This is a genomic window from Erwinia sp. PPS120 (genome assembly GCF_047918655.1).
Lineage (GTDB): Bacteria > Pseudomonadota > Gammaproteobacteria > Enterobacterales > Enterobacteriaceae > Erwinia > Erwinia tasmaniensis_A.
In genome coordinates this window covers 1-25126 of sequence record NZ_JBLREF010000006.1, presented here as the reverse complement: position 1 = coordinate 25126, position 25126 = coordinate 1, and the positions used below count along the sequence as shown (strand labels likewise).

The following is a 25126-nucleotide window of genomic DNA, read 5'->3' as shown; positions in this document are numbered from 1 at the left end:
GACGGGCAGTAATCTTAGTCATACTGAGATTACTGCCCTTCTTAAGATTCTTTTCTACAGAAATAGAGCGGTACGGGGCTGGTATAGACCATCCAACCTGTTATACCGATATTTTTGATGACGCTTACACTTTGCGTGCCAGGTTTTATGTAAAGGGATGACAGGCATCCCGCCATTTCCTTATCACTGATGTCGTCATGAACACCTTTTAAAACAGTCTCAGTTGTCATGGTATAGCGAGAATTTTCTTCAATATATCGATAATTAATAGTACGTTCAATATTACCTACCACTTTACCCTCCCGGTAAAGCCTTCCGATCAGCGTGTCTGTGCCTTTGCCATGCTCGAGCTTTCTGCTGATTAGCAGACTCATTTTGTCAGTGTCATTGTGGATAGTGTAATTACTTACGCATTCAATGTTGCGACTGAGGGCAATAAGATACCACCATAAGAAAAGGAGGCCAGCACTAATTGTACAGAATAAAAAGATAAGCGCGGTTTTTAGTTTATTCATCATCTAATCTCGTAATATATTCAGAGATGCACTGACTTCCACTCAGGTAGCCAAGTTTCTTTTTACAGTTTATCACAGAGACCATTCCGCCCTCACTATATTTAGTAAGATAGTTGTAACGGGCATATTTACAGGTCTTATTAAGCTGATGTACCAATCTAATAGCGCGCCCGTCCGTTTCCCCATCACTATTTATATAATACTCACAGTCTTTATAATCAGTCAGATACTGGTAATTGATACTGCTGAAATGAGAGCTGGTACTTACATAAAGTAATATGCTACATGTTAGCAGGACGCAGGTCAGCGCAGATAATAAATACCCTAATTGCAGGCCAGCTTTTAAGGGCACTCCCGCTTCCTCAACCTGAAGAGTACTTACCGCTTCAGGTGATGATGCCGGACCCTTACCCGGCACTGCGGGGTTCAACTCGGGAGCAGGAACTGCATGCTCAAAGTGAGTTGCATCTGACAAATCGCGTTCCTCGGGGTTTGTTTCTGCTGATTCAGGTGGCGATATAATCAATTTGTGTTCTTTTTTTTCCTGAATAAGAGAGTCGCTATTCAGAAACGTTACCTTTAGCAAAGGAGAAAGAATAAACCCGCGCCGGGGCATAGTTCGTATACTATCTTCCTTTAAGCCACACTGGGAGAGTCCACGCCGAATGACTGAAATATTTTGATACAGCGTATTAGCCGTCGCTTCCATACCAAAGCGTCGCCAGGCGTAGTTGAATAGCGCCTCATGAGTGACCAGTTCGCCCTGCTTTTCAAGTAAAAGTAGCAAGCAGTACGATGCCGGCGTGCTGATAGAAACTTCCATGCTCGCTGATTTGAGATTTTTTTTCTCCGGCATAAATTCAATGCAATCCTCTAATACAATTACTCTGCTCATGGTTATTATAGTTCTCGTTTCATTAAGGGCAGGTGAATGAAGCTTTCGCTAAAAACGCTTTAATTGTAACTTTACTTACAGATTAAATCACCCCCGGTGTTATACTGAAAAACACCGTCTGGGTTACCCATAAGAAAGGGTCGAGGCGTAACAGAATGACTGGCAGTATAGCGTCAGGCTTGTTCTGACCTGCCAGTAACAAGTGTGCTAACGGAGGGAAGATAAGGGGTTAAATATCACGACTTATCATAAATATAGCGCAGATGCGTTTACTGAAACCTGCCTATTGAAGAAAAAAAGATTGAGTTTATACTGTCGGGCAGGTCACAAGAAAATTAAGAGAAATGAAAAATGAATCGCGCGGCTTCTTTCTTTCAGAATAATGCAGTATCCATCGCGCTGTGGATGGTGGTGTACTATATTTCAGGCGTTATTTCACTAAAAGTCGATGCCATCGATGCAGAAATTTCGATTGTCTGGTTTCCCGCTGGGGTGGCAACAGCGGCTTTTTTGTGCGCCAGGTGGCGTTTATGGCCGGTGCTGTTACTCTCCTTTATTTCAATTAACATCATCCTCGACAATGCATTCGATAATAAGTTAACCCTTTCAATAATCTACGCCATTATTGCTATGCCAGCGAGTATGCTGATTGCCTGGATTACACGTTACTTTTCCCGCCCAGGCGACGATCTGCATATTATTCTCTTATGGCTTTTTGCAACTATTTTAGTCAGCTTTGTTGATGCGCTGCTTTTTTCAACTGGACTGAATTTCTTCAGAAATGCCAACTTCAAAGAGATTTTTTGGGGTGGTTTTATCGCTGATACGACGGGGATTATATTTGCTACGACGGTGATTATGGGGTTTATGAACACCCGCCTGCGAACCAGCACTTCGATAATAAAAAACATTTTTCCGGGTCTTATTGTCTGGGTACTATTATGCCTGAGTAGTTTGCTGATATTTAATAATACAGTTAAAAGTTTTTCCCATAATAATTTTCATCTTTACAGCGAGGCCCTGATTTTTTCACTGGCCTGTATACCGGTCCTGTTCGCCGTTTTAATGTCACTGCTGTGGGGCAATCGGGGCGGCTCACTGGCGCTACTGACGCTGTCCGCCATTGCGATGTATTTTACCAATAATAAGCTGGGTCCTTTCTTTATGAAAGGGCTGTATCCACATGAGCCGCTGATGCTTATTCAGGGCTATTTAACCGCAACCACGCTGTTAATGGTGTTTATCAGGGTCATTACCCGGGATATTTCGCACCTTGACGCGGCGGACGGCATTCAGACAAAGCAGTATGCCGTTTATCAGCTAAACCTTGCGACCGGCGAGATCGCCTGGGGCAACCTCAGTGGTGAATTAACCCGTATTGATAAGAAAGCCCTTTCACACCGGGAAACGCTGATGCAGCAGGTTCATCAGGATGACAGGGATATTCTGGCCGCCCACTGGGCGGGTGCAGATGCTGACACCAATCTGCCGATTATCCAGTTTCGGCTCAGCACCGATGAGGGGGCCTGGATCAGAGTCACCGACAGTGGAAGCCTCTTTTTTAGCCAAAATACGCCGCAAATGATTGTAGGGAAATGGCGTGTAACGAAAACCCTGCCGCTTTTCAAAACCGACCTTATGGATAAGTAAAAATGGTGCAGATCGCCTTGTTACTCTTTGGTGCTGAATTTGTCAGAACCAAGTCAAAATATCTTTGGTTTATCGGCCTGCTGTGGGGCACGTTGGGCGCGCTGGTCTTTTTCGACGGGCTGGATGGTCAGCTCTATTTTCCACTGAAAACCTTTGGCTTTTTATTGATGATCGAGAGCATTGTCACCCTGAGCGTTGCCTCCAGCGGAGCTGGGGCGCAGAAAGCGGTGCTCTATTTTAAAGGGGTAACGTTCCTGTTTTGTGCGCTGGTCATCGTTATCAACCAGAAATACAGCAACCTGCTGCTGTCGGTTATGTTTGGTTTTTCATTCTTCATTATCGGCCTTTTTGTGGGCGTCTCGGCCTGGGTCGTTCGCTATCCGCGCTGGCAGCTGAATATTTTTTACGGCCTGGTACAGATGTTTTTTGCCTTCTTTCTGTTTATTCATAACCAGGCTGCCGTCTCATTCTTCCTCGGTTTCTTAATGGCCGGCAGCGGCCTGAACTGTTTATTTACCGCCGGGCGGGCAAGACGTATACGGCATGCCAGCTCGGTGTTCCAGCTGATACAGCCTCAGGGTACCTTAGGACACAGGGAGTGGACGCTTGAGGAGAGTGCAGCGCTGGCGGCGCTGGCTGAAAAACAAACCGGCTTATCCGGGAATATGCTTATCGTGCATATCTGGACGCCGGAGGGATCGGCAGAACATACCCCGGTTTCCCGGCCGGTGATTAACCGCTATATCGCGGCCGTTGATGAGGATGGCGTGATCTCCACGGGGCATGCAGCTCTTGAGGTGCCCTCACTGCTTTACATCAGCCTCTATCCTGCGGAAGATATTGACCGCTCCCCTTCAGAGTTTTTCCGCGTATTGAAGGCCACCCAGGACAATGACGTTAAGGGATCCTTTCAGCCCAGCTACGAAACCGAAGCCGCCGACTGGTGCCACTCGGACAGGCAGGTTATTTTCACCAACTACAATATAGCCTCGCTGTCGGCTTTCTGGCAGATCTATTCCCGGCATGAGATTTATAACCTGACCTACCGTAACTGCTCCAGCAGCGTGGCCTATGCGCTGGAGGCTGCCCTGGAGGGCGTTCTCTCATCACGGAGCAAGAGCTGGGCCCATACCCTCAAAATATTCTTTATGCCTGAACTCTGGATCGCTTCTCAGGTTCGCAAGCGCGCCCTGATGATGGCCTGGACGCCCGGTCTGGTGATGGACTATGCGCGCGCGCTTAGCGCGGTAGTCCATCCCGTTGCGCTGCCCTGGTCACAGAGGATGCCGTGGAAGTGGCGCTACTCCCACCAGCAGGGCCGCGCTGGGAAATAGCCGCCAGCGGCCGCGTTCAGAACGTCCAGACCAGCCCCGAATTTAACGTCCAGAAGTGGCTCTGGGAGACCATAGGGCTGTGGCGCAGGGGAGCGGGCAGAAAGGTGATGCGTGGCTGCAGGTAAAAATGCAGGTGCGATGTGACATGCCAGTCAGCGGCCACCGCCAGCCAGGGTGAAAACGCCTGGCCGGGTGAAAAGGCGGACATACCCGAGCGGGACGCTTCTTCCCGGCTAATGCCATAGTAATAGCGAGCCTGCTGGGCATTAAGCCAGTCGACCCCGGCCTCTGGGTAGATATCCACGCCGGTGAGGGAAACCTGGCCCGCCCAGGCGAGCGTGCCCAGCAGGCCGTTACTTTCTCCCAGCGTGTCCGTTGAAAGCTCTGCCCTGAATGCGCCGACCGGGGTGATGCGCTGGTAGCTTACTCCGCCCATCATCGTCGCGTGACGGTTGTCCAGTTCGCGCATGCGGGATGCGTGACTTCTTTTCGGGTCAAATTCCATATCGAGATAATAAAGCCGTGCTTTAAGCTGATGTACATCGTCATTAATCGCATAAACCCCGGCTTCCAGCCCATCAACATACCAGTGGGCATTGTCATAGCCGACATAGGGCAGGGCAGACCAGGTGGTTTTATAATTACGCCAGGGCAGGGCGTTAACCTCTCCCTGCACACCCAGGGATAAATCCGCGGCGCTGGCTCGTGCGGCCAGAGCAGTAAAAATAATAAAGAGCGTGATTAAATATTTAATGGCTGATTTCATTTTCATCTGGGTTCTTATATTCAGTCATAAAAAAGAGTGTAGTCGCGATAACCGCGGCGATGATCCTTATCGGGTACATTTGGTCCCGGAACAATTTGAACGTAGAATAGCCGCTGAAGATATCAACAATCCGCGTGCACTCGCGCCCAGACAGGATAAAGAAGGCACAATGTTTAATATTTACGCAATTTTATTTGTTTCTATTGTGGCCGAAACGCTGGCGACAACCATGATGAAAGCCTCCGAAGGATTTACCCGGCCCCTTCCGAGCATGCTGGTGGTTATCGGCTATTCGGTTTCATTATACGGCCTGTCTCACGTCGTGAAATCGATGAATCTCGGCATTGCCTATGCCATCTGGGCTGGTATGGGCATTTTTCTGGTGTCGGTTATGTCATTTTTCCTCTACAAGCAGAAGCTGGATCTGCCTGCGCTGACAGGCATTGCCTTTATTGCTGCCGGCATCATTATTATCCAGCTTTTCTCCAAATCCGTCGCTCACTAATGTTGAGCGCGAATAAACGGTTATCACAACTGCTGCCAAAACTTTAGCATTGGCTGACAATAACTGAGAATTAAAAGCGTAAGTTCTTTCCATCACACTGATTCGGGGAGAAAAAATGAAGATTTCACGGTTTGTTGTCGGTTTATTTCTGCTTGGCGTATCCTCGGTTTCACTGGCTCAGTCTGCACCCCTGACGCATCAGCCCTGTCAGGGCAGACCGGTGCCGCACCAGTTCACCTTCAATAGTGCGGACACGGCTGAATTGCCGGATGAGAATATTCATCTGCCGGAAAGCGTTTTCATACGCTCATTCGATAGCAAAGCGGGCTGAAGTGCCAGCCCGCTTTGCCGAATGGCGTAGGGATGCCGTGTGTTTTTCCTTAATCCACATAGCAAACCGGGCAGCTGGGTGTCGTTTGGGTATGTGGACTATCATGGCAGCCGGTCAGCGCAAATATCACCGGTATGACGAATGCAATGACCGGCAATAGCCCGGTAAGGTGTGCGGGCACAAAGATATGATGAAAAACCTGCAGTGCATAATGCATGAATGTGTTGGTCATAACCTGCATCCTCCGTTGAGATGCGGCTATTTCATCAACAGTGTGTCAAGATTCCCTGTAGTTATTATCAAGAGACGGTCAAGTTTCGCTTTTTTTATCGGCGTCGGCGATTGTAACCGGTAAAAGCAGGGTGATTTGCAGACCCCCACCGGCCGGTAAGCTGGCGTAAACCGTGCCGCCACAGGCCTCACACACGGCTCGCGCAATAGACAGCCCTAAGCCACTGCCGCCGGAGTGCCTGGCGCGTGAAGATTCAGCACGGGTAAAGCGCTCAAACATGGTCAGTAAGAAGGCTTCCGTCACGCCCGGCCCCCAGTCCCTGAAGGTAATTTCACAGGCTTCCGGACGACGGCTTACGGCAACTTCAAGCCGCTTGCCTTCACAGGCGTAGCGCAGGGCATTTTCCATAATAATCGTAAAGACCTGCCCGAGACGAAAGCTATCGCCTTTAAAGGGGACGGGGGACGAGGGGCTGATGGCGATCGCCATGCCTGCCGCCCCGGCCTGCGGTTTTAGCCAGGCAGCCCGCTCCTGGAGCAGCTCGACCAGGTCCAGTTCATTGTGGGTTAATAACAGGCGCCCGGCATCCGCGAGCGACAGCAGGTGCAGCTCATCGGTGAGGGTATTAAGCAGGACCAACTGTTTCATAACCATCTGCAACTGCGCAGGCTCGGGTTTAAACACGCCGTCAATCATCCCCTGTAGCCGCCCGATAGCGGCCGTCAGGGGAGAGCGCAGCTCATGGGCCATGGCCACATGAGAGGCGCGAAGCTCCCGATCGTATCGTTCAAGCTGGTGAGTCATAGTATTGAAATTTCGCGTGAAACGAGCAAGTTCCGCCGGGGCTTTGTCGACAATGCCCACCCGGGTTGAAAATTCCCCCCGGGCAATCGCGCCCGCCGCCGTTGCCAGCCTGCTGAACTGCAAAGAGAGCGGACGCGCAGAGCGGAGCCCTAACAGCACGATAAAGGGAATGGCAATCACCACCAGTACGCCCAGCATCAGCCAGTCTGCCGACGCAACGTTGGGGGCCGAGTAGCTGATCCCCCAGCCGGTATCCATCAGATGGTGAAAACGCGCCAGGTCGCGCTCCGGGTGCTCAAGCAACAGTGCAAACTCCCTGCGCTTCGCCGGTGGCATATGGTGGAGCACCCAGAGATTCTGAATAACAAAGCGCAGCCACATACTAAAGGCAATCAGGACCACTGAACCAATGGCGAGCGTCAGTACCCGCAGACAAATCCAGCGCCAGAGTGTTTGCTGCTGTGGCGTCTTCATGGCTGACGGAACCGGTAGCCGACGCCACGAACGTTATGTAGCACGTTAGTGATCCCCGCTGATTCAAGTTTCTTTCGCAGATTGTAAACGTGGGTGTCCACCACGCGCTCCAGCGCCTCGCTGTCCGGCAGACAGTGCTCCAGCAGCTGCTGGCGGGAGAAAGGCTGAGTTTGTGCCCGCATGGTAAAGGCCAGTAAAGCGAATTCCGTTGGCGTAAGCTCCAGCCACTGCTGGCCCTGCTCCTCATCATCGACCACTGCCGTCAGCGCCAGCGGATCTACCTCAAGATTCAGCCAGCGAAGCCGCGTCGCGCTCTGTGCATGGGCCGCTGTGCGGCGCAGCACCGCCTGGACGCGGGCGACCACCTCTCCCGGATTATAGGGTTTGACCACGTAATCGTCGGCCCCGTAGCGTAGCGCACCGATTTTATCCGACGGGTCGCTCATCGCCGTCACCATAATAACCGGAATGTCGGTCCTGCGGCGCACGGCGGCCAGCACCTCGGTGCCGTTCATACCGGGTAGCATCACATCCAGCAGAATGAGATCCGGCTTCCAGCGATGTGACATCTCAAGCCCGGCCAGTCCGTTGCCAGCAATGGACACCTGATAGTTTTCCCGCAGGAGGTAGGCTTCAAGTACGCCCGCAGCATCGGCATCATCCTCGATAATCAGTACGCGTTTCATCTCTGTTCCCTCTCCTGATGATGTTATGTTTTATCCCAAAGCGATAAAAGGGGACGGTATCAACCCTGCGACCTTAAGCCGATCGCTAACAGAGCCGTACGCCCGAATACCCGACAAAGAAAGAATGATAACCAAAAAATTCAGGCGGCACATTAACGCACATGCAACGGTGCGGCCGCCTGTCAATAGTAGTCATTCTCACGGTGACGAGCGAAGATATTATTTCCACACTGATGTATTCAGCTTTTTTAATTAGTTGCTGGCTAATTTTTATTCGTCGTGCAGCCTGGCTTATGGCATTTATGGCTAATAAAAAATAAGCAGTAGCTGATAAAGTGCCGAATTATTTTTAATCAGAAAAATATCATGAAAAAAATATTCGAATATACTTCACTGGCAGTCTTGATGACTTTGCCCTATCTGCTGGTGATGATTGACAATAAAATATTCGAAAATGAAGTGGGTAAGTATTCAATTACAGCTATAACGCATACGCTATTTCTTGCAATAGACATCATTCTGCTGTGTAAAATAAAACAGGAAAGCGATCTTAATCATGGTTTGTATTTAATTATAGGCTTATTCACGGCGATGCTCATCAGAGAGAATCGGGAGGTTATACGCGATCTCTTTAATCACCATCTGAAATGGTACATTCCGGCAATACTGTTCTCACTCTATTTTTCATATAAGGCGCTGAGCGAGGGCGTTAGAAAACCCTTTGTCGCTTTACGGGAAATGCACATGAACGGTTATTATAATTACATTATCTGCGGGCTTTTAATTGTGCTGGTCTGGTCAAGGCTGATTGGCAATCGCTTTGTCTATCAGGATGTCAGCTATATTGACTATAGCGAAGGACTAAAGAATACGGTAGAGGAGCCGACGCAGAGCTTAGGCTATCTGATTATTATGTTTGGCCTGGTGATGCTCCTTAAAACAAAACGGCAGGCGGGAAGGCAGCCTTCCCTCACTCAGGAAAATCACTAAGAGTTGATTGAAGTTCAAACCTGACGCCCATAAAAAATCCCCGCTTACGGGGATTTTTTATGGGCGTCAGAAGAGTTGCGGCGGGCTGGGTACCGTAGTGGATTAAAAGCTGCCCTTTGTCGGGCCAGAGCAGTTTTGTACCACAATTCCCCTGTTAAGTGCTCATAGTCAGAGATGATCCGACGAGTGCAGAGGCTTAAGGCGGGTATGCTTTGCCACCGTCTGCCTGCTGTGAACTATCCGGCCAATAATCACCACGGTCAGAGCCAGCACGGCGGTGGCAATCATCTCGGCGCGATGTTCAACCGAGAAGATCATTACCGTCAGAATGGTAATAATAAACCCGATGGTCAGCCACGTTAGCCCCGGGAAAAGCCAGACCCGATAGGTGATTTCCTCCCCTCTGGCTTCGCGCTGCCTGCGCATCACCAGATGAGACGCAGCAATCACCAGATAAACCAGCAGGGCAACGGCCCCTGAGCTGGCGAGCAGGAACTCGAATACGGCAGCGGGGGCGAGGTAGTTCGCAATCACGGTAATAAACGCTGCCGCGGTGGAGAGCAGTACCGCCACCCGTGGCGTGCCTTTTGCATCCGTTTGGCCCGCGGCGCGCGGGGCATCCTTACGGCGGGCCAGCGAATAGAGCATGCGTGAAGACGTATAGAGCGCAGAGTTCAGACAGCTGCACACCGCCACTAACACCACCAGATCAACAATCAGCCGGGCGTGAGGGATATTCATCGCCTGTAGCACGGTCTGATACGAGCCAACCTTAGCCAGCGCGGGCGTGTTCCAGGGAACCAGCGCGACGACAAAGAAGATCGACAGAAGATAAAACAGGGCGATGCGCCAGATAACGGAATTGGTTGCTTTGGTGACCTCGGTCCCCGGGTTTTTTGACTCGGCGGCGGCGATAGTGACGATTTCGGTTCCCATAAAGGAGAACATGGTGGTCAGAATCGCGGCCATAACCGCACCCACACCGTTGGGCATAAAACCGTGCGTATCCCACAGATGAGAAACGCCGCTGACGCCGCTGTGGGGGAGCATCCCCGTGACCGCCAGCGCCGTGACAATAAGGAAGGCGACAATGGCAATAACCTTAATCAGCGCAAACCAGAACTCAAACTCGCCATAGTTCTTTACGCTTAGCAGGTTGGTGCCGGTCAGGACAAGGGTGATCGCCAGGGTAAACATCCAGATGGCGATCTGCGGAAACCAGGCATTCAGAATGGTGGCGGCGGCGTTTGCCTCAAGCGGGATCACCAGCACCCAAAACCACCAGTACAACCAGCCAATGGTAAAACCGGCCCAGCGGCCAAGCGCTTTATCCGCATAGGTCGAAAACGACCCCGTATCGGGGCTGTCGACCGCCATTTCGCCCAGCATACGCATAATCACCACCACCAGCGCACCGGCTGCCAGGTAGGCAAGCAGGACGGCAGGCCCCGCAGCGGCAATGGCGTGACCGGAACCGACGAACAGACCGGCACCAATAACACCGGCAATCGACAGCATACGGACGTGGCGTGGTTTCAGGCCGTGTGACATTGCACCATTTTCAGATGGGAACGCTGACATGATTTTTCCTCCGGTACATCCAGAGCCTGCCGCAGCGGCAGACCCTGTTTGATGGGTAAGGGGGTCCGCACGGCGGACCCGGTATCAGGCCGTGACGGCAGGGCTTGCGCTGTCAGCGGTATGCATCCCCAGCACCTGGGACAGGATCGCCAGCGCCTGGGTAAACTGTTCGTCGGGGATGGTCAGTGGGTAAAGGAAGCGGATCACATTGCCAGCCGGGCCACAGGTCAGCAGCAGCAGGCCCTGATCCATGGCCTGCTGCTGCACCGCCTTCGCCGCGTCCGCATGGTAAAACTCCACGGCCACCATCGAACCGACCCCTCTGACGTCGCTGATTCCACAGTCGGACTTCTGCGCCTGATGCAGGAACGTCATCAGCCGGGCGCCGAGATCCTGCGCCCGCTCACAGAGCTGCTCCTTTTCGATAACGTCGAGTACCGCGTGTGCGGCGGCAACGGCCAGCGGATGACCGGCATAGGTGCCGCCCAGCCCGCCCGGCGTGGGGCTATCCATCACCTCTGCACGACCCGACACCGCTGAAAGTGGCATCCCGCCCGCCAGGCTTTTCGCCATGGTGATCAAATCGGCTTTTACCGGATGATGCTCCATCGCAAACAGCCTGCCCGTACGGCCAAAGCCGCTCTGCACCTCATCGGCAATCAGCAAAATGCCGTGCCTGTCCGCCAGCTCGCGCAGGCGAAGTAAAAACTCCGTAGGGGCGATGCGAAAGCCGCCTTCACCCTGGACCGGTTCCAGCACGATAGCCGCCACGTCTTCCGGCGCGATATCCTGACTGAAAATGTCGTGCAGGCTGTTGAGAGCATCGTCCACGCTAATGCCATGCGCCGCGCTGGGATAGCGGCCATGCCACACTGAGGCGGGCATCGGGCCGAAATCGCGCTTATAGGGCGCGACTTTTCCGGTCATCGCCATGGTCATAAAGGTGCGGCCATGAAAGCCGCCGCCAAAGGTGATAATGCCGTGTCGTTTAGTGTGGGCGCGGGCTATCTTCACGGCGTTTTCCACGGCTTCGGCGCCGGTGGTGAAAAACGCCGTTTTGGCTGGCCCGGCGATTGGCACGGCACGGTTAATGCGCTCGGCCAGCTCAACGTAGTTCTGATAGGGGGTGATCTGGAAGGCGGTATGGGTAAAAAGCTGTAGCTGACGCGCAATCGCGTCTTCAACATGCGGATGACGATGTCCGGTATTCAGAACCGCGATGCCGCCCGCAAAATCGATCCACGCCCGTCCGGTATCGTCCCACAGGGTGGCGTTTTCAGCGCGCTGGACATACCAGTCACAGAGGACGCCGACACCACGCGGGATTGCCTGCTCTTTTCTCTGCTGCATACTCTTTTTTTTAACGCTCATCGTACGTCCTCGCGATAATGTGTTTACAAAACTTAAATAACAGGTCTATTTACGGGTGAGTTGCCATTTGATACCAGAGCCATTTCAGCACCAGGGAGTAGAGCCAATTGCGTACGCTATACGCGGATCACATATCTGAACGCCTGCAGCTTATGCAGGAAGGAACACTCCAGCAGCGGCTGCTTAAGTGCCTGCAGGCCGCTATTCTGGAAGGGGTCTTCCCCCCTGAAAGCCGCCTGCCCGCCACGCGTGACATGGCGCGGGAACTGGGGGTATCGCGTAATACCGTGATTTTCGTCTATGAAAGTCTGACCTCGCAGGGGTATGTCACAGCCCGCACGGGCAGCGGGACGTGGATTGCCGCCACGCTGCCAGAGAGCTGCCTGCAAAGTGGCGAGACCCTTACCGCTGTCACGGCTAACGCCAACCCGCTCTCGAGGCTGTCAAAGCGAGGCGCCAGCCTTATCGGCCATGCCACCGCTTCCCCGCATCAGTGGGGGGCATTCGTGCCCGGCGCGCCGGACGTTACGGCGTTTCCTCACAAGCTTTTCAGCCAGATCCAGGCGCGGCTAAACCGCCAGCCCAGCGTTGACCGGCTCATCTACAGCAGCGACGGCGGCTGCCCGGATCTGCGGCAGGCGCTGGCCGGTTATCTGCGCATTGCCCGTTCGGTAAAGGCGGATGCCGACCAAATCCTGATAACGGAGGGCATACATCAGGCGGTCGATCTGGTTTCCCGCGTACTCTGCGATCGGGGCGACTGGGTATGGATCGAAGAGCCGGGATACTGGGGAACGCGCAATCTGCTGCGGATAAACGATTTAAAAATCCACCCGGTGCCGGTGGATGATCAGGGGCTGGTGGTCGACTTACCCGCTGGCACGCCGACGCCCAGAATGATATTCGTTACCCCTTCTCACCAGTATCCGCTGGGGGTGCATCTCAGCCCGGAAAGAAGGTTGCAGCTGCTGGCGCTGGCGAAGCGGCACAACAGCTGGATAGTGGAAGATGATTACGACAGCGAATTCCGCTTTTCCGGGCAGCCTTATCCTTCGTTGCAGGGCCTTAAGGCGGATGCGCCGGTGATCTACATGGGAACCTTCAGCAAAACGCTCTATCCGGCACTGCGCATTGGCTACATGGTGGTGCCTAAAGCGCTGATCGCCCCGCTGCGGGTAGCGGCCTCGGAGCTTTATCGCGGCGGCCACCTGCTGGTGCAGCGGGCGCTGGCAGAATTTATTGAAGAGGGACACTACGCGGCGCATATCCGCCGCGTGCGGCTGCTCTATCAGCAGCGCCGCCGTTTTCTCTGCAAACTTATCAGGCAATATCTCGGCGATCGCTTTCTGGCATCCTGCGATCATGACGCCGGGCTGCACCTGGTCATAAGATTACCCCGGGGCAGCGACGATGTGGCCATCGCGGCGCTGGCCCTGCGGCGGGGCGTCAAGGTGCGGCCCCTTTCCCAGTACTATATGCAGCTTCAGCACGAGCGCGGCCTGCTGCTCGGCTATGCCTGTGTGAATGAAAAACAGGCGCTGCGAGCCTTTGGAATATTAAAATCCTGCCTGACTGACTCGGGGATTTCGCTATGTTGAGGCGTGATAATGACGGACGTTGAACGGTTAAAGCAAAAATACCCGGGAGCCAGCGCATGGGCATTTGGCGATACCCCGGAAATGGCCGTGGAGAAAAGAACATCAGGCGTTTTTTGAAGGGTCGGTGATTATGCGGTGGCTATGGAACGGGTGGTGGAGGAATTTATAGTCGTGGAGGTGGTCAGCTAGCCGGGCATCAGGACAGGGGCCTTGTCTGTATAAGGGCTGGCCCCTGTTGCTGATAGGTGTTACGGGTTCGGCAGGGCTGTCATTATTTCAGTTACCCGATGCCTTTCCGGACGGTGTTGATTGTTTATCGCCATGGCATCTGGAAAACCAGGCGGCGATAACCTGCATCGCATCCCCTACCGCATCGAGGGCACCGCCCATCTCGATAAAACCATGAACCTGGCCCGCATAATGTCGATGCAGCACCTCAACCCCGGCATTAATCAGCCTGTGCGCATAGGCAATGCCTTCGTCGCGCAGTGGATCAAAGCCACCGGTGATCACCAGGGCAGGCGGAAGGCCCGAGTGATCGTTAGCCAGCAGCGGGGAAGCCTGCCAGTCATTAGCGTCGGCGGCGAAAGGCAGATAGCTTTTGACCATTTTCTGCATCGCGTTCGCATTTAAAGGAGGCGTTTGTGCCTGCTCGACTCGTGATAAACGTTGCTCGCCCTCAGCACTGTTATCGGTACTGGGATAAATCAGCACCTGACAGCATAGCCCTGGCCCTGACATCTCACGATTGGCCAGACTGGCTACGGCAGAGAGGCTACCGCCAGCGCTGTCACCGGCGATACCGATACGGGCGGGGTCCAGGCCCAGCGTTTCAGCGTTTTGCAGGATCCAGCGGCTGGAGGCAATGACGTCTTCAGGCCCGGCAGGAAAGGGATGCTCGGGCGCTAACCGATAATCTACCGCGACGATGATGCAGCCGCATGTCTCGGCCAGTCGGCGGCATACCTTGTCGTGAGTATCCAGGCTACCAATAACCCAACCCCCGCCGTGCAGATAAATTAATCCGGGTTGAGGCGTGCTATCCAGGTCCAGCGGTCTGTAAAGACGAAGCGGAATGGCTCCGGCTGGGCCCGGGGCAGAGAGGTTTTTTACCTCGGCCATATTCCGGGCCTCGCCACCCAGCTGTTCACCGACCGTGGCATAAAAAAGACGCATTTCCGCCGGCGTCAGTTCATCAATTGAAGGGCCGTCGGTCTTAGCCATTTCAGCCAGTACCCGTTTTACCTGCGGATCCATAGACATAGAAGACTCCGGTATTGAGGGAATACTTAAGCATAACCCTTTTTACCCGCAATGCTCCTCGCTATAGCGCACATCTCCACCTAACCAGCAGCCTTCGGCTTCGCCCTGTGAATTAAAGCGGAAGGTCACCTCTATCTGCGACGGGCGGCCCATCGCCTGTCCCTGACAGATAATCACCTGCTTTTGCTGAGGGTCTATCTGCCCGCCGTGGCGCAGGCCAAATGCCAGTGCCGCAGCGGCAATTCCGGTCGCGGCATCTTCCTGATAGCCTGAGGATTTGGGAAACTGACGAGCAAAGAACCTGCCCGGATTGTCCCTGTCGGGGGCGTAAGGGTACAGGCCGGTTGAATCAAGATGCTGACAGAGTTCGGCAATAAAGCTAAAATTTGGCTGTAAATTATGTAAAGTCTGACTGTCTTTGAGTGGCACAAGCGTTTTAATCCGGCTGGTGCAGGCGTTGATGACAGGTACATCTGCCAGCTGATCGGGTTTGATGCCGAGCAGCGACAGAATTTCTGGCTGTAATACTTCGCTACGGGGTATAGCTGAAATCTGCCCCTCGGGCTGGGTGATTTCAACCCTGAATTCATCTGCAATGGCACTGCGCACGATGCGGGCATAAACCTTGCCACTGCGCGTAAGAATGGTCGCTTTATCCCGCGTTAATATCCCCAGCCTGGTCATCAGCCACACCGTTCCGACGGTAACGTGCCCGCACATCTCCATTTCATGATTGGGAACCCAGAAATGCAGCGAAAAATCATAATCGCTGCCCACCGGTGCCGCTTTAACAAAACCGCTTTCATGACCGGTTTGGCGAGCGACAGCCTGCATATCCTCGTCGCTCATCGCGCTGGCATTTAAGACGACTGGTGCCGGGTTTCCCCCATGAGGTCCGGCAGCAAACACATCGACCGTAACGACCTTTCCGGCGGGCAACGCAGTCAGCGACGGTTGTAAACTCATCATTTAGTTTTCCCCTGTAAAAGTCAGCTCTTATGGCCGGGCTGGCTCTCTTCTGGCTGACAGAAAAAGCAACACTCCGCGCGGGCGGTGTTTAGCCCGGCGCTTACGGCGCGCGCCCGCCATCAACAGGTAGTGTAATGCCCGTAATAGGTTTTGCCCGGGCTGAGAGCAAATAGGTGACAGCCTGCGCCACATCTGCCGATCGGCAAAATTGGCGAGGACGTGAACAGGTTAGAGACCCGGGGTAGCCTTGCAATAATTCAACATTTTTCCGCCCCGATGTACAGATACTCGTTAAGCCGCAGCAGCCTAAAAAACCGTATCTTTGGGGTTGGAATCAACGGGTACAGTAATTAAGTGAATAACAAAAATTTTACTTTGAAGACGCTTATGAACACTCCTCTTGCCCGGTAGTGAGCGGATCAAGATTTTTTAATAAAAATTAAAATCAGATTATTCATGCAGGCGATGATTTTTTGTACGGCTTTTAACATTAAGTTAAATTGATCATTTACCGTACATCCTTATTCCATAAGGATTAAAGGGCTTATGCTAGGAAAATTCTTATAAATCAAACAGATGATCTTTGCTTGCTAAACGCAGTGTGTGTAATATTTTGTTACATATTTTTATTTCCACTGCCCTGGTTAACATTCTTACACTCGCGTCTATAGGTTATTATCCGAAATTATTCGCTTTCAGATAAATACCCAAAATACAGTGTCAGCCTGCTGGTGAATGGATTGTGCTTGCTTTTAACTCCAGGGTTTTGATTCACGTCGGATGACGTGATCGTGGAGGGTATTCTGGCCGGGTAAGTCTTTCTTATTATTTCTCACTGGCATTGACCGTTTCTATAACTCCATAGAACAGGGATAGTCATGTCTAACTCCTATCAGTCCGAGATCCCCAAAGCCCGCGTTAATATCCAGTTAAGCCTGCACACGGGCGGCGCTCAGAAAAAAGTCGAATTGCCCCTCAAGCTTATGGTGGTGGGGGATTACAGCAATGGTGCCGAGCAGCGCCCGGTGTCTGAGCGTGAGACTGTCAGCATCAATAAAAATAACTTCGACAACGTGTTATCTGAATACTCTCCCTCAGTAAACCTTTCCGTAAAAAACACCCTGGCGGGTGACGGCAGTGAAGAAAACGTCAGCCTTTCCTTCAGTGAAATGAAAGACTTCGAACCTGAGCAGATTGCCCGTCAAATCCCGCAGCTCAGGGCCATGCTCGCCATGCGTAATCTGCTGCGCGACCTGAAGGCTAACCTGCTGGACAACGCGACATTCCGCAAAGAGCTGGAAAAAATTCTGCTCGATCCGACGCTCAGCGCTGAACTCAGAGCCGAGCTGTCTGCTCTGGCACCGAAACAGCCATAACGGTCACGATACTTAACGGATTAATGAAGGAAATGCTGATGTCTGTAAAAAATGAGAATGCTGCGGGTGGCGAAAGCATCGTGCTGGAACGTCCGGAAGTCGGGGGTGTGTATGCCTCCCTGTTTGAAAAAATTAACCTGAGCCCGGTATCAACGCTGAGCGCGCTGGATATCTGGCAGGATAGCCAGGCGATGTCCGATGCCACGGCTGACGAGCGGCTAACCGCCGGTATGCAGGTCTTTCTGGAATGCCTGACTAAATCGGGTGCAAAAGTCGGGAAGCTGGACAGGTCTCTGATTGACCACCATATCGCTGAGCTCGATTACCAGATTAGCCGCCAGCTGGATGCCGTCATGCATCATGAGGAATTTCAGAAAACAGAAAGCACCTGGCGTGGACTGAAATCCCTGGTCGACAAAACAGACTTCCGTCAGAACGTCAAAATCGAGCTGCTCGACCTGTCAAAAGAGGATTTGCGTCAGGATTTTGAAGACGCGCCGGAAATTATTCAAAGCGGATTGTATCAGCACACGTATACCGCAGAATACGATTCTCCGGGTGGCGAGCCGATTGCCGCACTCATTTCCGCCTACGAGTTTGATGCCTCTGCGCAGGACGTGGCGCTGCTGCGAAACATATCAAAAGTGTCCGCGGCTGCCCACATGCCCTTTATTGGCTCGACGGGACCGAAATTCTTTTTAAAAGACAACATGGAGCAGGTTGCCGCCATCAAGGATATTGGCAATTACTTTGACCGTGCTGAGTATATTAAATGGAAATCCTTCCGCGAGACGGATGACTCCCGCTATATCGGTCTGGTCATGCCACGCGTACTGGGTCGCCTGCCGTATGGCCCGGATACCGTGCCGGTGCGCAGCTTTAATTACATTGAAGAAGTGAAGGGGCCGGATCACGACAAATACCTGTGGACCAGCGCCTCCTTCGCCTTTGCAGCCAACATGGTGAAAAGTTTTATCAACAACGGCTGGTGCGTGCAAATCCGGGGCCCGCAGGCCGGTGGTGCCGTTCAGGACCTGCCCATCCATCTGTACGATCTGGGTACCGGCAATCAGGTAAAGATCCCGTCTGAGGTGATGATCCCGGAAACCCGCGAATTTGAATTCGCCAACCTCGGCTTCATCCCGCTGTCGTACTACAAAAACCGCGACTACGCCTGCTTCTTCTCAGCGAACTCCACCCAGAAACCGGCGCTGTATGACACCGCCGATGCGACGGCCAACAGCCGCATCAACGCGCGTCTGCCGTATATCTTCCTGCTGTCACGTATCGCCCACTACCTGAAGCTTATTCAGCGTGAAAACATCGGCACCACCAAGGACCGTCGTCTGCTGGAGCTGGAGCTCAACACCTGGGTCCGCGGCCTGGTGACCGAAATGACCGATCCGGGTGACGAACTGCAGGCTTCCCATCCGCTGCGCGACGCCAAAGTGATCGTGGAAGATATCGAAGATAACCCGGGTTTCTTCCGCGTGAAGCTGTATGCGGTGCCGCACTTCCAGGTCGAAGGGATGGACGTCAATCTGTCGCTGGTTTCCCAGATGCCGAAGGCGAAAGCGTAAGGCGAGAGGTAATCAGGGATGAAGATTTATCGCCCGTTATGGAACGAAGGGGCCTTGCTGGCCCCGCAGCAGTTTCAGCAGCAGTCTGAGTGGGACGCATTTTCCCGCGCGGGATTGTCCACGTTGATCAGTTCCTTTCCGTGGGGCGTTGAGCGGATTGAACTCAATGAAGCCCTTCTGGCTTCCGGTCTGATTCAGGCGCAGGCGATGCGCCTGTGGTTACCTGACGGCACGCTGATTGATTCCCAAAGCAGTGACCTGCCTCCCGAGCCACGGGAAGTCATGCTGCCTGCTTCTGGTCGGGCAGACAGCGTGACCGTTCTGGTTGCTCTACCGGTAATGCAAGCCGGCATTGTTAATGTCCAGACGGAGACCGCTCAGGCTGAGCGCCCGCTGCGCTATCGCGAAGAGTGGGTAACAATTCAGGATGCTTTTGGTCAGGAAGAAGAGCCGATAGCCGTGGCCCGGTTTAATCTCGCCTTACGTTTTGATCATGAAAGTAACGATGCCTGGCAGACCTGCGCGGTGGCTCGTCTGCTGCGTGATGGTAAGGGAGGCTGGCGTCAGGATCCTGAATTTGTGCCGCCGATGGCCCTGTTCTCAGCAAGCCACGTTTTGCACGAGCGGCTGGTACTGCTTAACCGGCAGCTGCGATCCCGTCGTCAGCGCCTGATGGCCATGCGCCGTGAAAGTAACGACCGGATGGCGGATTTTGCCGTGGCTGATGTGTCTCTGTTCTGGCTGCTTAATGCACTGAACACCCACGCCCGTGTCCTCTCCGAGTTTGAGCGTTACCCGGCCCGCCATCCGGAGCAGGTGTGGGCAGAGCTGGCGCGTCTGGCCGGTAGCATGCTGACCTTTTCTCTGGACCGTGACCTTGATGCCATTCCGGGCTATGACCATCAGGCTCTGGAAAACACCTTCCCGCCCCTGTTCGAACTGATCGGTGAACTGCTGGAAGCCAGCCTCCCATCACGTGTCGTGGCGGTGAAGATGATCCGTCAGGACGAGCAGACCTGGAAAGCAGTACTGCACGATATCCGCCTGCGCGAAGAGGCAGATTTCTATCTTTCTGTCCGTTCAAATCTGCCTGCCTGGCAGGTTGCCGGGAAGTTTGCCGAAATGGCAATGGCGGGGACTCCTGATGACGTCGGGCAAATATCCGGTGTGGCGATGGAAGGGATCGGACTGATTCCATTGAGCCGTGTCCCTGCTGCATTGCCGGTACGACTGGAAAACCAGTATTTCGTGCTGGATATGGAGAGCCGTGCGGCACACGACATGCTGGAGCAGGGCGTCTGTCTGTTCTATGTGCCGTCGCTGCTGGGTGAACTGGAGCTTGAACTCTTTGCGGTGCTGCGCTCATGAGAAACGATATCGATATCGACAGTCTTCTGGCGGACACCTGGCTTACCGTGGCGCAACTCCGCCACGGAGCCAGAGTGCCAGATGGTCAGGCGCTCTATAAAAACTGCTGTGCGCAGGTGGAAAGCGTCAGAGAAGCGCTGGAGCAGGCCGGGTATGACAGCGAAAGCATCACGCATATCTCCTATGCGCAATGTGCTCTGCTGGATGAAGCGGTGATGAACCGCAAACCGGTTGCAGCTTCGTCAGGATCCGATGCGCCCGATCCTGAGTCTGAACCGGCCGCCGAAACCGAAGCAGCGCAGAACGTAAAGATTGATGAAGGGGCGAAAGCCTGGCGCGCCGCGCCGTTACAGGCGCGTTATTTCGGCTCGCTGCGTGCCGGGGGAGCCCTGTATGACCGTATCGCTGAGGTTTTACGTCAGCCCTCTCCGGTTCCGGCAGTCCTGGTCTGCTACCAGCGGGTGCTGGCGCTGGGGTTTCAGGGGCAATTCAGTCTGTCCGGTGTGGGGCAGAAGCAGCGTGAAGAAACACTGGCTTCCCTGAATGATCGCGTTCCGCCGCTGGAGCCCGGCGTGTCCCTGTTAGTCCATAAGACCGGGAAACGCCGTTACAACCTCCTGCGTTCTGTGTGGTTCTGGATAATGATCTCCGTGCTGCTGACGGCCTCTGTCTGGGTCGGCGGCCATCTGTGGCTACAGGTTCTGCTTCATCAGCAACTGCCGGAGCTGCACTGATGCGAATACCTGTACTGTTACGGGCGTTATATCCGGTGCTGATTTGTCTGGCTGCAATGCTCTGGCTGATTTGGGGATTCCTGAATGGTGTCGGACTGCTAAAAGGCAGCCTGACAGTTGCTACCTGCATTGCGGCGCTGGTGATTACGTGCAGGCGCTATGGGCGGCTGGGCTCTATGAAAGCGCAGGAAGAAAGCGGATTTTATCCTCCGGAGGGGTTTACCGGTCCGGTTTTGTTGGTCTGTGGTGACCTCAGTGACAACCTGTTTTCTGCCGGACCCTGTCGCACCACCGCGCAGGGCTGCTATCTGCAGGTAGGTATACCGGAGAGTCTGAGCGCTTTTGCTGACAGATTACTGGTTCGTCAACCGCGCATGGCTGGGCAACTGGTTGTCATGTACCGGGTTATGCCTGATTTACATGATGATAAAGGGTTACTGTGCGCCTCCCTGAAAGCTCTGCGTCAACAGGTGAAACAGCTGAAGAACCTTTCCGGCCATACGCCACCGGTGGTGCTGACGGGGGAGTTTTCAGGCCCGGAAACGCCATGGATTGTGCTCAGGGGAAAAATGTCTCTGGTCTGCCTGGTAGATGAGCCTGCCCTGACACTGGATGAATGGCAACGGCTACCGGAGAGCGTGACCCGTTTGCCGTATCTGACTCAGATGGTAAGCCTGCTAAAGCAGGTGGTTTTGGATGAGCTGTCGAAACCAGACCGGCTCTGCCCGCCAGTAGTACCGCTAGCAGTGGTGCTACGCAGTGGCGCAATCAGAACCCTCTCTGGCTCCATGTGGCCGCAGTGGCTTTTCCGTCATACAGCATTGCTGCCACCGCCGCAGGTCATCTCTTATCCCGCGTTGTGGCACTTTGCCGATCCGGTACTGCCGCTGCTGGCACCTTTTGCCATGCCGTTGCAGGGAGGCCAAACCGGGCGCCGGGTGGTCATTGCCCTGTTTCTTTGTACGCTGGCAGCAACAGGCTTGTCCGTCATGCATAACCAGTCTCTCATCGGTCGGGTCAGTTCGGACCTGCAGCGCTGGTACGCTATCCCGATGACGCATTACGTCCCTAAAGCCCAGTCACTGCATGCCCTGCAGCAGGATGCACTGTTGCTGGAACGCTGGCAGCGGCAGGGTGAACCGCAGCGGTATGGTCTGGGTCTCTATACGGGTGAGTACTTGTGGCTGCGTGTTCAGCAGGCGATTGACACCTGGGTGCCGCCGCCGCCCCCGCCAAAAACCAAACCGAAGCCGGAACCGAAAATTATCCGTCTCGACAGTATGTCGCTGTTCGATTCCGGCAAAGCGGATCTGAAAGATGACTCGACCAAAGTGCTGGTGAACTCCCTGGTAGGCATAAAAGCCAGGCCGGGCTGGCTGATAGTGGTGGCGGGTCACACCGATAACACCGGCAGCCAGCAGATCAACCAGCCGCTGTCCCTGAAGCGTGCCGAATCGGTGCGTAACTGGATGCGCGACACCGGCGACGTGCCGGAAAGCTGTTTTGCGGTGCAGGGCTATGGCGACAGCCGCCCGGCAGCGACCAATGACACTGCGGAAGGCCGCGCGCTCAACCGCCGTGTCGAAATCAGTCTGGTTCCACAGGCCGACGCCTGTCGAATTCCAGGCAACACCAACGCGTCATCGCAGGATGATGGCGTGCACGACCATGAAATGGAGAAATAACACATGGCTATTCCTGTTTATCTTTGGCTGAAAGACGACGGCGGTGCGGACATTAAAGGTTCCGTCGATGTGAAAGAACGTGAAGGCAGCATCGAAGTGATTGCACAGGATCACTGCCTGTACATCCCGACCGACAATAACACCGGCAAGCTGACCGGGACCCGTATTCACACCCCGTTTCTGTTCACTAAGGAAATCGACTCCTCCAGCCCGTACCTGTACAAGGCGGTGACCACCGGTCAGACCCTGAAGTCTGCCGAATTCAAGTGGTACAAGATCAACGATGCGGGCCAGGAAGTGGAGTATTTCAATACCAAACTGGAAAACGTCAAGCTGGTGAAAGTCGCGCCGAAAATGCACGACGTCAAGGATCCTTCCTTCGAGAAGCATAATCACCTCGAAGCCATCGAACTGCGTTACGAAAAAATCACCTGGACCTACAAAGACGGCAACATCATTCATTCCGATAGCTGGAACGAACGCGCCACCGCCTAAGTTACTCGTCATATTTCGCGCGGTAACGGCGCTGGCTGCGTTCGCTCTCCCCGGTCACTTACCGCTGTAAGCTCCCGGGGATTCGCGAACTTGCCGCCCTGTTACCGCACGAACTATTGAGAGTAACCACTCATACGGGCAGTCCGCTCTGCCCGCCTTTTTCTTTGCTGAGCGCCTGCGTGACGGACGTTGAGCAAAGAAACCCACAAACTGCCAGCCCGACCGCGTGCGCTTTGGTCCCCTTCACGGGAAACAGCGATGGGCGGTAGCGTGTCCAGGAACCGACAAAGAGAGAACTTCATGGAAAATCCAGCCATCCTGCTGCGACGTCTGAACCCTTACTGTGCCCGTGCGATGGAAGGCGCGGCTTCGCTTTGCCAGACCCGAGCGCACGCGGAAATCCAGCCAGAGCACTGGCTGCTGAAACTGCTGGAGCAGGGCGAAGGTGACCTGACGGTGCTGGCGCGTCGCTACGAGTGGGATATGGATGCGCTGTGGCAGGATTTGCTCGGCTGGCTGGATAATCAACCGCGCTCGGTACGCAGACGCCCGCAGTTATCCGCTGATATCCAGAAACTGATGCAGGAAGCCTGGATGCTGGCCTCGCTTGCCGGAGAGAAGAGTATCCGCAGTGTTCACCTGCTGATGGCGCTGACGGAAAACCAGAAACTTGCCCACTGTGATGGTCTGTGGCCACTGCTGACGTTCGGGATGAGCCAGCTCTCCCGGCTGCTGCCGCTGCTTGATGCGCAGTCTGATGAGCGTCCGGATTTGCAACTGGAAGCCGAACTGACCCAGGATCACGGCAGCGAGGTGGAATTTGTCGGCCGTCCTGCCGGGGCAGAGCTGAAAGAAGGGGAACTCAACCCGGCCCTGCAAAATGCGCTGGATAAATTCACCCTCGACGTTACCACCAAAGCGAAAGAGGGCAACATCGACCCGGTGTTTGGCCGCGATACGGAAATTCGCCAGATGGTCGATATTCTCTCCCGCCGCCGTAAAAATAACCCGATTCTTGTCGGTGAACCCGGCGTGGGTAAAACTGCCCTGGTGGAAGGTCTGGCCCTGCGTATCGCCGAAGGCAACGTTCCGGAATCGCTGAAAACCGTCAGCCTGCGCACGCTTGACCTCGGCCTGTTGCAGGCGGGCGCAGGTGTGAAAGGCGAGTTCGAACAGCGGCTGAAAAACGTCATCGATGCGGTGCAGCAGTCGCCGACGCCGGTTCTGCTGTTTATCGACGAAGCGCACACCATCATCGGTGCCGGCAACCAGGCGGGCGGCGCGGATGCGGCCAACCTGTTAAAACCGGCGCTGGCGCGTGGCGAGCTACGCACCATCGCCGCGACCACCTGGAGCGAGTACAAGCAGTATTTTGAGCGTGATGCGGCGCTGGAGCGTCGTTTCCAGATGGTGAAAGTCGATGAGCCGGACGACGAGACAGCCTGCCTGATGCTGCGTGGCCTGAAATCCCGCTATGCCGAACACCATGGCGTGCATATCACCGACGCTGCCGTGCGCGCCGCGGTCACGCTTTCCCGCCGTTACCTGACCGGTCGTCAGCTGCCGGACAAAGCGATTGACCTGCTCGATACCGCGGCGGCACGCGTGCGTATGAGCCTGGATACCTTACCGGAAGCGCTGGTTCATCTGAAAGCGCAGCTAACGGCGCTGGAGCTGGAAGAGAAGGCGCTACTGGAGGATATGTCGGTCGGTGGCAATACACACAGCGACCGTCTGGCCGTCATCGAACAGCAGCGCCAGGAGAGAACCGATGCCCTGGAGCAGCTTGAAACCCGCTTCACGGAGGAAAAAGGCCTCAGTGAACGGTTGATGGCCTGCCGTCAGTCTGTCCGTTCAGAGCCTGTCTCTTATACACATCTCCGAGCCCACGAGAATGGTTCTCATATCTAGGGGGGAGTCTTCC

The 25126-nt window shown here is 54.2% G+C and carries 22 protein-coding genes and 1 pseudogene; 13 read left to right on the top strand and 10 right to left on the bottom strand.

Features of this window, described 5'->3' with window-relative positions:
- Positions 1–41: 41 nt before the first annotated feature.
- A complete protein-coding gene (locus tag ACLRGG_RS03185) occupies positions 42–518 on the bottom strand; it encodes a YqeJ family protein (protein WP_416248390.1) in 477 nt (158 codons plus the stop codon).
- A complete protein-coding gene (locus ACLRGG_RS03180; protein ID WP_416248389.1) occupies positions 508–1410 on the bottom strand; it encodes a winged helix-turn-helix domain-containing protein in 903 nt (300 codons plus the stop codon). The genes ACLRGG_RS03185 and ACLRGG_RS03180 overlap by 11 nt, the downstream gene beginning before the upstream one ends.
- 351 nt (positions 1411–1761) lie before the next feature.
- Between ACLRGG_RS03180 and ACLRGG_RS03175 the strand changes: the two genes are divergently transcribed.
- Both ACLRGG_RS03175 and ACLRGG_RS03170 read left to right on the top strand, forming a co-directional pair.
- Positions 1762–3060 carry an MASE1 domain-containing protein gene (locus tag ACLRGG_RS03175; protein WP_416248388.1) on the top strand — a complete coding sequence of 433 codons (1299 nt, stop codon included), beginning with the start codon at positions 1762–1764 and terminating at the stop codon, positions 3058–3060.
- A gap of 2 nt (positions 3061–3062) precedes the next feature.
- Positions 3063–4394 carry an HdeD family acid-resistance protein gene (locus tag ACLRGG_RS03170; protein ID WP_416248387.1) on the top strand — a complete coding sequence of 444 codons (1332 nt, stop codon included), beginning with the start codon at positions 3063–3065 and terminating at the stop codon, positions 4392–4394.
- A 16-nt stretch (positions 4395–4410) separates the two neighbouring features.
- Here the strand turns inward: ACLRGG_RS03170 and ACLRGG_RS03165 are convergent, their stop codons facing one another.
- On the bottom strand, positions 4411–5166 hold the full coding sequence (locus tag ACLRGG_RS03165; protein WP_416248386.1) for a MipA/OmpV family protein: 756 nt from the start codon (positions 5164–5166) through the stop codon (positions 4411–4413).
- Between the two features lie 163 nt (positions 5167–5329).
- Between ACLRGG_RS03165 and ACLRGG_RS03160 the strand changes: the two genes are divergently transcribed.
- A complete protein-coding gene (locus ACLRGG_RS03160; RefSeq protein ID WP_416248473.1) occupies positions 5330–5665 on the top strand; it encodes a DMT family transporter in 336 nt (111 codons plus the stop codon).
- Positions 5666–5780: 115 nt separating this feature from the next.
- A complete protein-coding gene (locus ACLRGG_RS03155; protein ID WP_416248385.1) occupies positions 5781–5996 on the top strand; it encodes a hypothetical protein in 216 nt (71 codons plus the stop codon).
- A gap of 49 nt (positions 5997–6045) precedes the next feature.
- Here ACLRGG_RS03155 and ACLRGG_RS03150 read toward each other — a convergent pair whose 3' ends face one another.
- The 3 genes from ACLRGG_RS03150 to ACLRGG_RS03140 all read right to left on the bottom strand — a co-directional run bounded on the left by ACLRGG_RS03150 (position 6046) and on the right by ACLRGG_RS03140 (position 8192).
- Complete coding sequence (locus ACLRGG_RS03150) at positions 6046–6228, bottom strand: hypothetical protein (protein ID WP_416248384.1); 183 nt, start codon at positions 6226–6228, stop codon at positions 6046–6048.
- A gap of 78 nt (positions 6229–6306) precedes the next feature.
- Positions 6307–7506: an ATP-binding protein gene (locus ACLRGG_RS03145; protein WP_416248383.1), complete on the bottom strand. Its 1200-nt coding sequence runs from the start codon at positions 7504–7506 to the stop codon at positions 6307–6309.
- Positions 7503–8192, bottom strand: a complete 690-nt coding sequence (locus ACLRGG_RS03140) for a response regulator (RefSeq protein ID WP_416248382.1) — start codon at positions 8190–8192, stop codon at positions 7503–7505. Before ACLRGG_RS03140 ends, ACLRGG_RS03145 begins: the two co-directional genes overlap by 4 nt.
- A gap of 366 nt (positions 8193–8558) precedes the next feature.
- Here ACLRGG_RS03140 and ACLRGG_RS03135 point away from each other — a divergent pair, with 366 nt between their 5' ends.
- Complete coding sequence (locus tag ACLRGG_RS03135) at positions 8559–9182, top strand: hypothetical protein (protein ID WP_416248381.1); 624 nt, start codon at positions 8559–8561, stop codon at positions 9180–9182.
- Positions 9183–9350: 168 nt separating this feature from the next.
- On the opposite strand, the gene gabP is transcribed toward ACLRGG_RS03135, so the two are convergent.
- Both gabP and gabT read right to left on the bottom strand, forming a co-directional pair.
- Positions 9351–10763, bottom strand: coding sequence for a GABA permease (gene gabP / locus ACLRGG_RS03130; RefSeq protein WP_416248380.1), 1413 nt, complete (start codon positions 10761–10763; stop codon positions 9351–9353).
- Positions 10764–10847: 84 nt separating this feature from the next.
- Complete coding sequence (gabT, locus tag ACLRGG_RS03125) at positions 10848–12134, bottom strand: 4-aminobutyrate--2-oxoglutarate transaminase (RefSeq protein ID WP_416248379.1); 1287 nt, start codon at positions 12132–12134, stop codon at positions 10848–10850.
- A 107-nt stretch (positions 12135–12241) separates the two neighbouring features.
- Here gabT and pdxR point away from each other — a divergent pair, with 107 nt between their 5' ends.
- Complete coding sequence (gene pdxR / locus ACLRGG_RS03120; protein WP_416248378.1) at positions 12242–13732, top strand: MocR-like pyridoxine biosynthesis transcription factor PdxR; 1491 nt, start codon at positions 12242–12244, stop codon at positions 13730–13732.
- A gap of 276 nt (positions 13733–14008) precedes the next feature.
- Here pdxR and ACLRGG_RS03115 read toward each other — a convergent pair whose 3' ends face one another.
- Together ACLRGG_RS03115 and ACLRGG_RS03110 are read right to left on the bottom strand one after the other, a co-directional pair.
- The gene (locus tag ACLRGG_RS03115) at positions 14009–14995 is read right to left on the bottom strand and encodes an alpha/beta hydrolase (RefSeq protein WP_416248377.1); all 987 of its coding nucleotides are present in this window, start codon (positions 14993–14995) and stop codon (positions 14009–14011) included.
- Positions 14996–15037: 42 nt separating this feature from the next.
- Positions 15038–15964 (bottom strand): PhzF family phenazine biosynthesis protein, encoded by a 927-nt coding sequence (locus tag ACLRGG_RS03110; protein ID WP_416248376.1) that lies wholly within the window; start codon positions 15962–15964, stop codon positions 15038–15040.
- 878 nt (positions 15965–16842) lie between these two features.
- Here ACLRGG_RS03110 and tssB point away from each other — a divergent pair.
- The 7 genes and pseudogenes from tssB to ACLRGG_RS03075 all read left to right on the top strand — a co-directional run.
- Positions 16843–17340 (top strand): type VI secretion system contractile sheath small subunit, encoded by a 498-nt coding sequence (tssB, locus tag ACLRGG_RS03105; protein ID WP_416248375.1) that lies wholly within the window; start codon positions 16843–16845, stop codon positions 17338–17340.
- A gap of 32 nt (positions 17341–17372) precedes the next feature.
- A complete protein-coding gene (gene tssC / locus ACLRGG_RS03100) occupies positions 17373–18920 on the top strand; it encodes a type VI secretion system contractile sheath large subunit (RefSeq protein WP_416248374.1) in 1548 nt (515 codons plus the stop codon).
- 18 nt (positions 18921–18938) lie between these two features.
- Entirely contained in the window at positions 18939–20288 is a 1350-nt protein-coding gene (gene tssK / locus ACLRGG_RS03095) for a type VI secretion system baseplate subunit TssK (protein WP_416248373.1), read from the top strand.
- A complete protein-coding gene (tssL, locus tag ACLRGG_RS03090) occupies positions 20285–21022 on the top strand; it encodes a type VI secretion system protein TssL, short form (protein ID WP_416248372.1) in 738 nt (245 codons plus the stop codon). Before tssK ends, tssL begins: the two co-directional genes overlap by 4 nt.
- A complete protein-coding gene (locus tag ACLRGG_RS03085) occupies positions 21022–22707 on the top strand; it encodes an OmpA family protein (protein WP_416248371.1) in 1686 nt (561 codons plus the stop codon). The genes tssL and ACLRGG_RS03085 overlap by 1 nt, the downstream gene beginning before the upstream one ends.
- Before the next feature lie 3 nt (positions 22708–22710).
- The gene (locus ACLRGG_RS03080; RefSeq protein ID WP_416248370.1) at positions 22711–23202 is read left to right on the top strand and encodes an Hcp family type VI secretion system effector; all 492 of its coding nucleotides are present in this window, start codon (positions 22711–22713) and stop codon (positions 23200–23202) included.
- Positions 23203–23502: 300 nt separating this feature from the next.
- Positions 23503–25080 (top strand): annotated as a pseudogene (locus ACLRGG_RS03075) (Clp protease N-terminal domain-containing protein); the annotation flags it as partial.
- Between the last annotated feature and the right edge of the window lie 46 nt (positions 25081–25126).

Coding starts and splice junctions, on each gene's coding strand:
- ACLRGG_RS03185 (WP_416248390.1), bottom strand. CDS start 518: ATGATGAATAAACTAAAAACCGCGCTTATCTTTTTATTCTGTACAATT.
- ACLRGG_RS03175 (WP_416248388.1), top strand. CDS start 1,762: ATGAATCGCGCGGCTTCTTTCTTTCAGAATAATGCAGTATCCATCGCG.
- tssL (WP_416248372.1), top strand. CDS start 20,285: ATGAGAAACGATATCGATATCGACAGTCTTCTGGCGGACACCTGGCTT.
- tssC (WP_416248374.1), top strand. CDS start 17,373: ATGCTGATGTCTGTAAAAAATGAGAATGCTGCGGGTGGCGAAAGCATC.
- ACLRGG_RS03170 (WP_416248387.1), top strand. CDS start 3,063: ATGGTGCAGATCGCCTTGTTACTCTTTGGTGCTGAATTTGTCAGAACC.
- ACLRGG_RS03115 (WP_416248377.1), bottom strand. CDS start 14,995: ATGTCTATGGATCCGCAGGTAAAACGGGTACTGGCTGAAATGGCTAAG.
- ACLRGG_RS03110 (WP_416248376.1), bottom strand. CDS start 15,964: ATGATGAGTTTACAACCGTCGCTGACTGCGTTGCCCGCCGGAAAGGTC.
- ACLRGG_RS03140 (WP_416248382.1), bottom strand. CDS start 8,192: ATGAAACGCGTACTGATTATCGAGGATGATGCCGATGCTGCGGGCGTA.
- ACLRGG_RS03180 (WP_416248389.1), bottom strand. CDS start 1,410: ATGAGCAGAGTAATTGTATTAGAGGATTGCATTGAATTTATGCCGGAG.
- ACLRGG_RS03165 (WP_416248386.1), bottom strand. CDS start 5,166: ATGAAAATGAAATCAGCCATTAAATATTTAATCACGCTCTTTATTATT.
- gabP (WP_416248380.1), bottom strand. CDS start 10,763: ATGTCAGCGTTCCCATCTGAAAATGGTGCAATGTCACACGGCCTGAAA.
- ACLRGG_RS03160 (WP_416248473.1), top strand. CDS start 5,330: ATGTTTAATATTTACGCAATTTTATTTGTTTCTATTGTGGCCGAAACG.
- tssK (WP_416248373.1), top strand. CDS start 18,939: ATGAAGATTTATCGCCCGTTATGGAACGAAGGGGCCTTGCTGGCCCCG.
- ACLRGG_RS03135 (WP_416248381.1), top strand. CDS start 8,559: ATGAAAAAAATATTCGAATATACTTCACTGGCAGTCTTGATGACTTTG.
- ACLRGG_RS03155 (WP_416248385.1), top strand. CDS start 5,781: ATGAAGATTTCACGGTTTGTTGTCGGTTTATTTCTGCTTGGCGTATCC.
- ACLRGG_RS03145 (WP_416248383.1), bottom strand. CDS start 7,506: ATGAAGACGCCACAGCAGCAAACACTCTGGCGCTGGATTTGTCTGCGG.
- ACLRGG_RS03080 (WP_416248370.1), top strand. CDS start 22,711: ATGGCTATTCCTGTTTATCTTTGGCTGAAAGACGACGGCGGTGCGGAC.
- tssB (WP_416248375.1), top strand. CDS start 16,843: ATGTCTAACTCCTATCAGTCCGAGATCCCCAAAGCCCGCGTTAATATC.
- gabT (WP_416248379.1), bottom strand. CDS start 12,134: ATGAGCGTTAAAAAAAAGAGTATGCAGCAGAGAAAAGAGCAGGCAATC.
- ACLRGG_RS03150 (WP_416248384.1), bottom strand. CDS start 6,228: ATGACCAACACATTCATGCATTATGCACTGCAGGTTTTTCATCATATC.
- ACLRGG_RS03085 (WP_416248371.1), top strand. CDS start 21,022: ATGCGAATACCTGTACTGTTACGGGCGTTATATCCGGTGCTGATTTGT.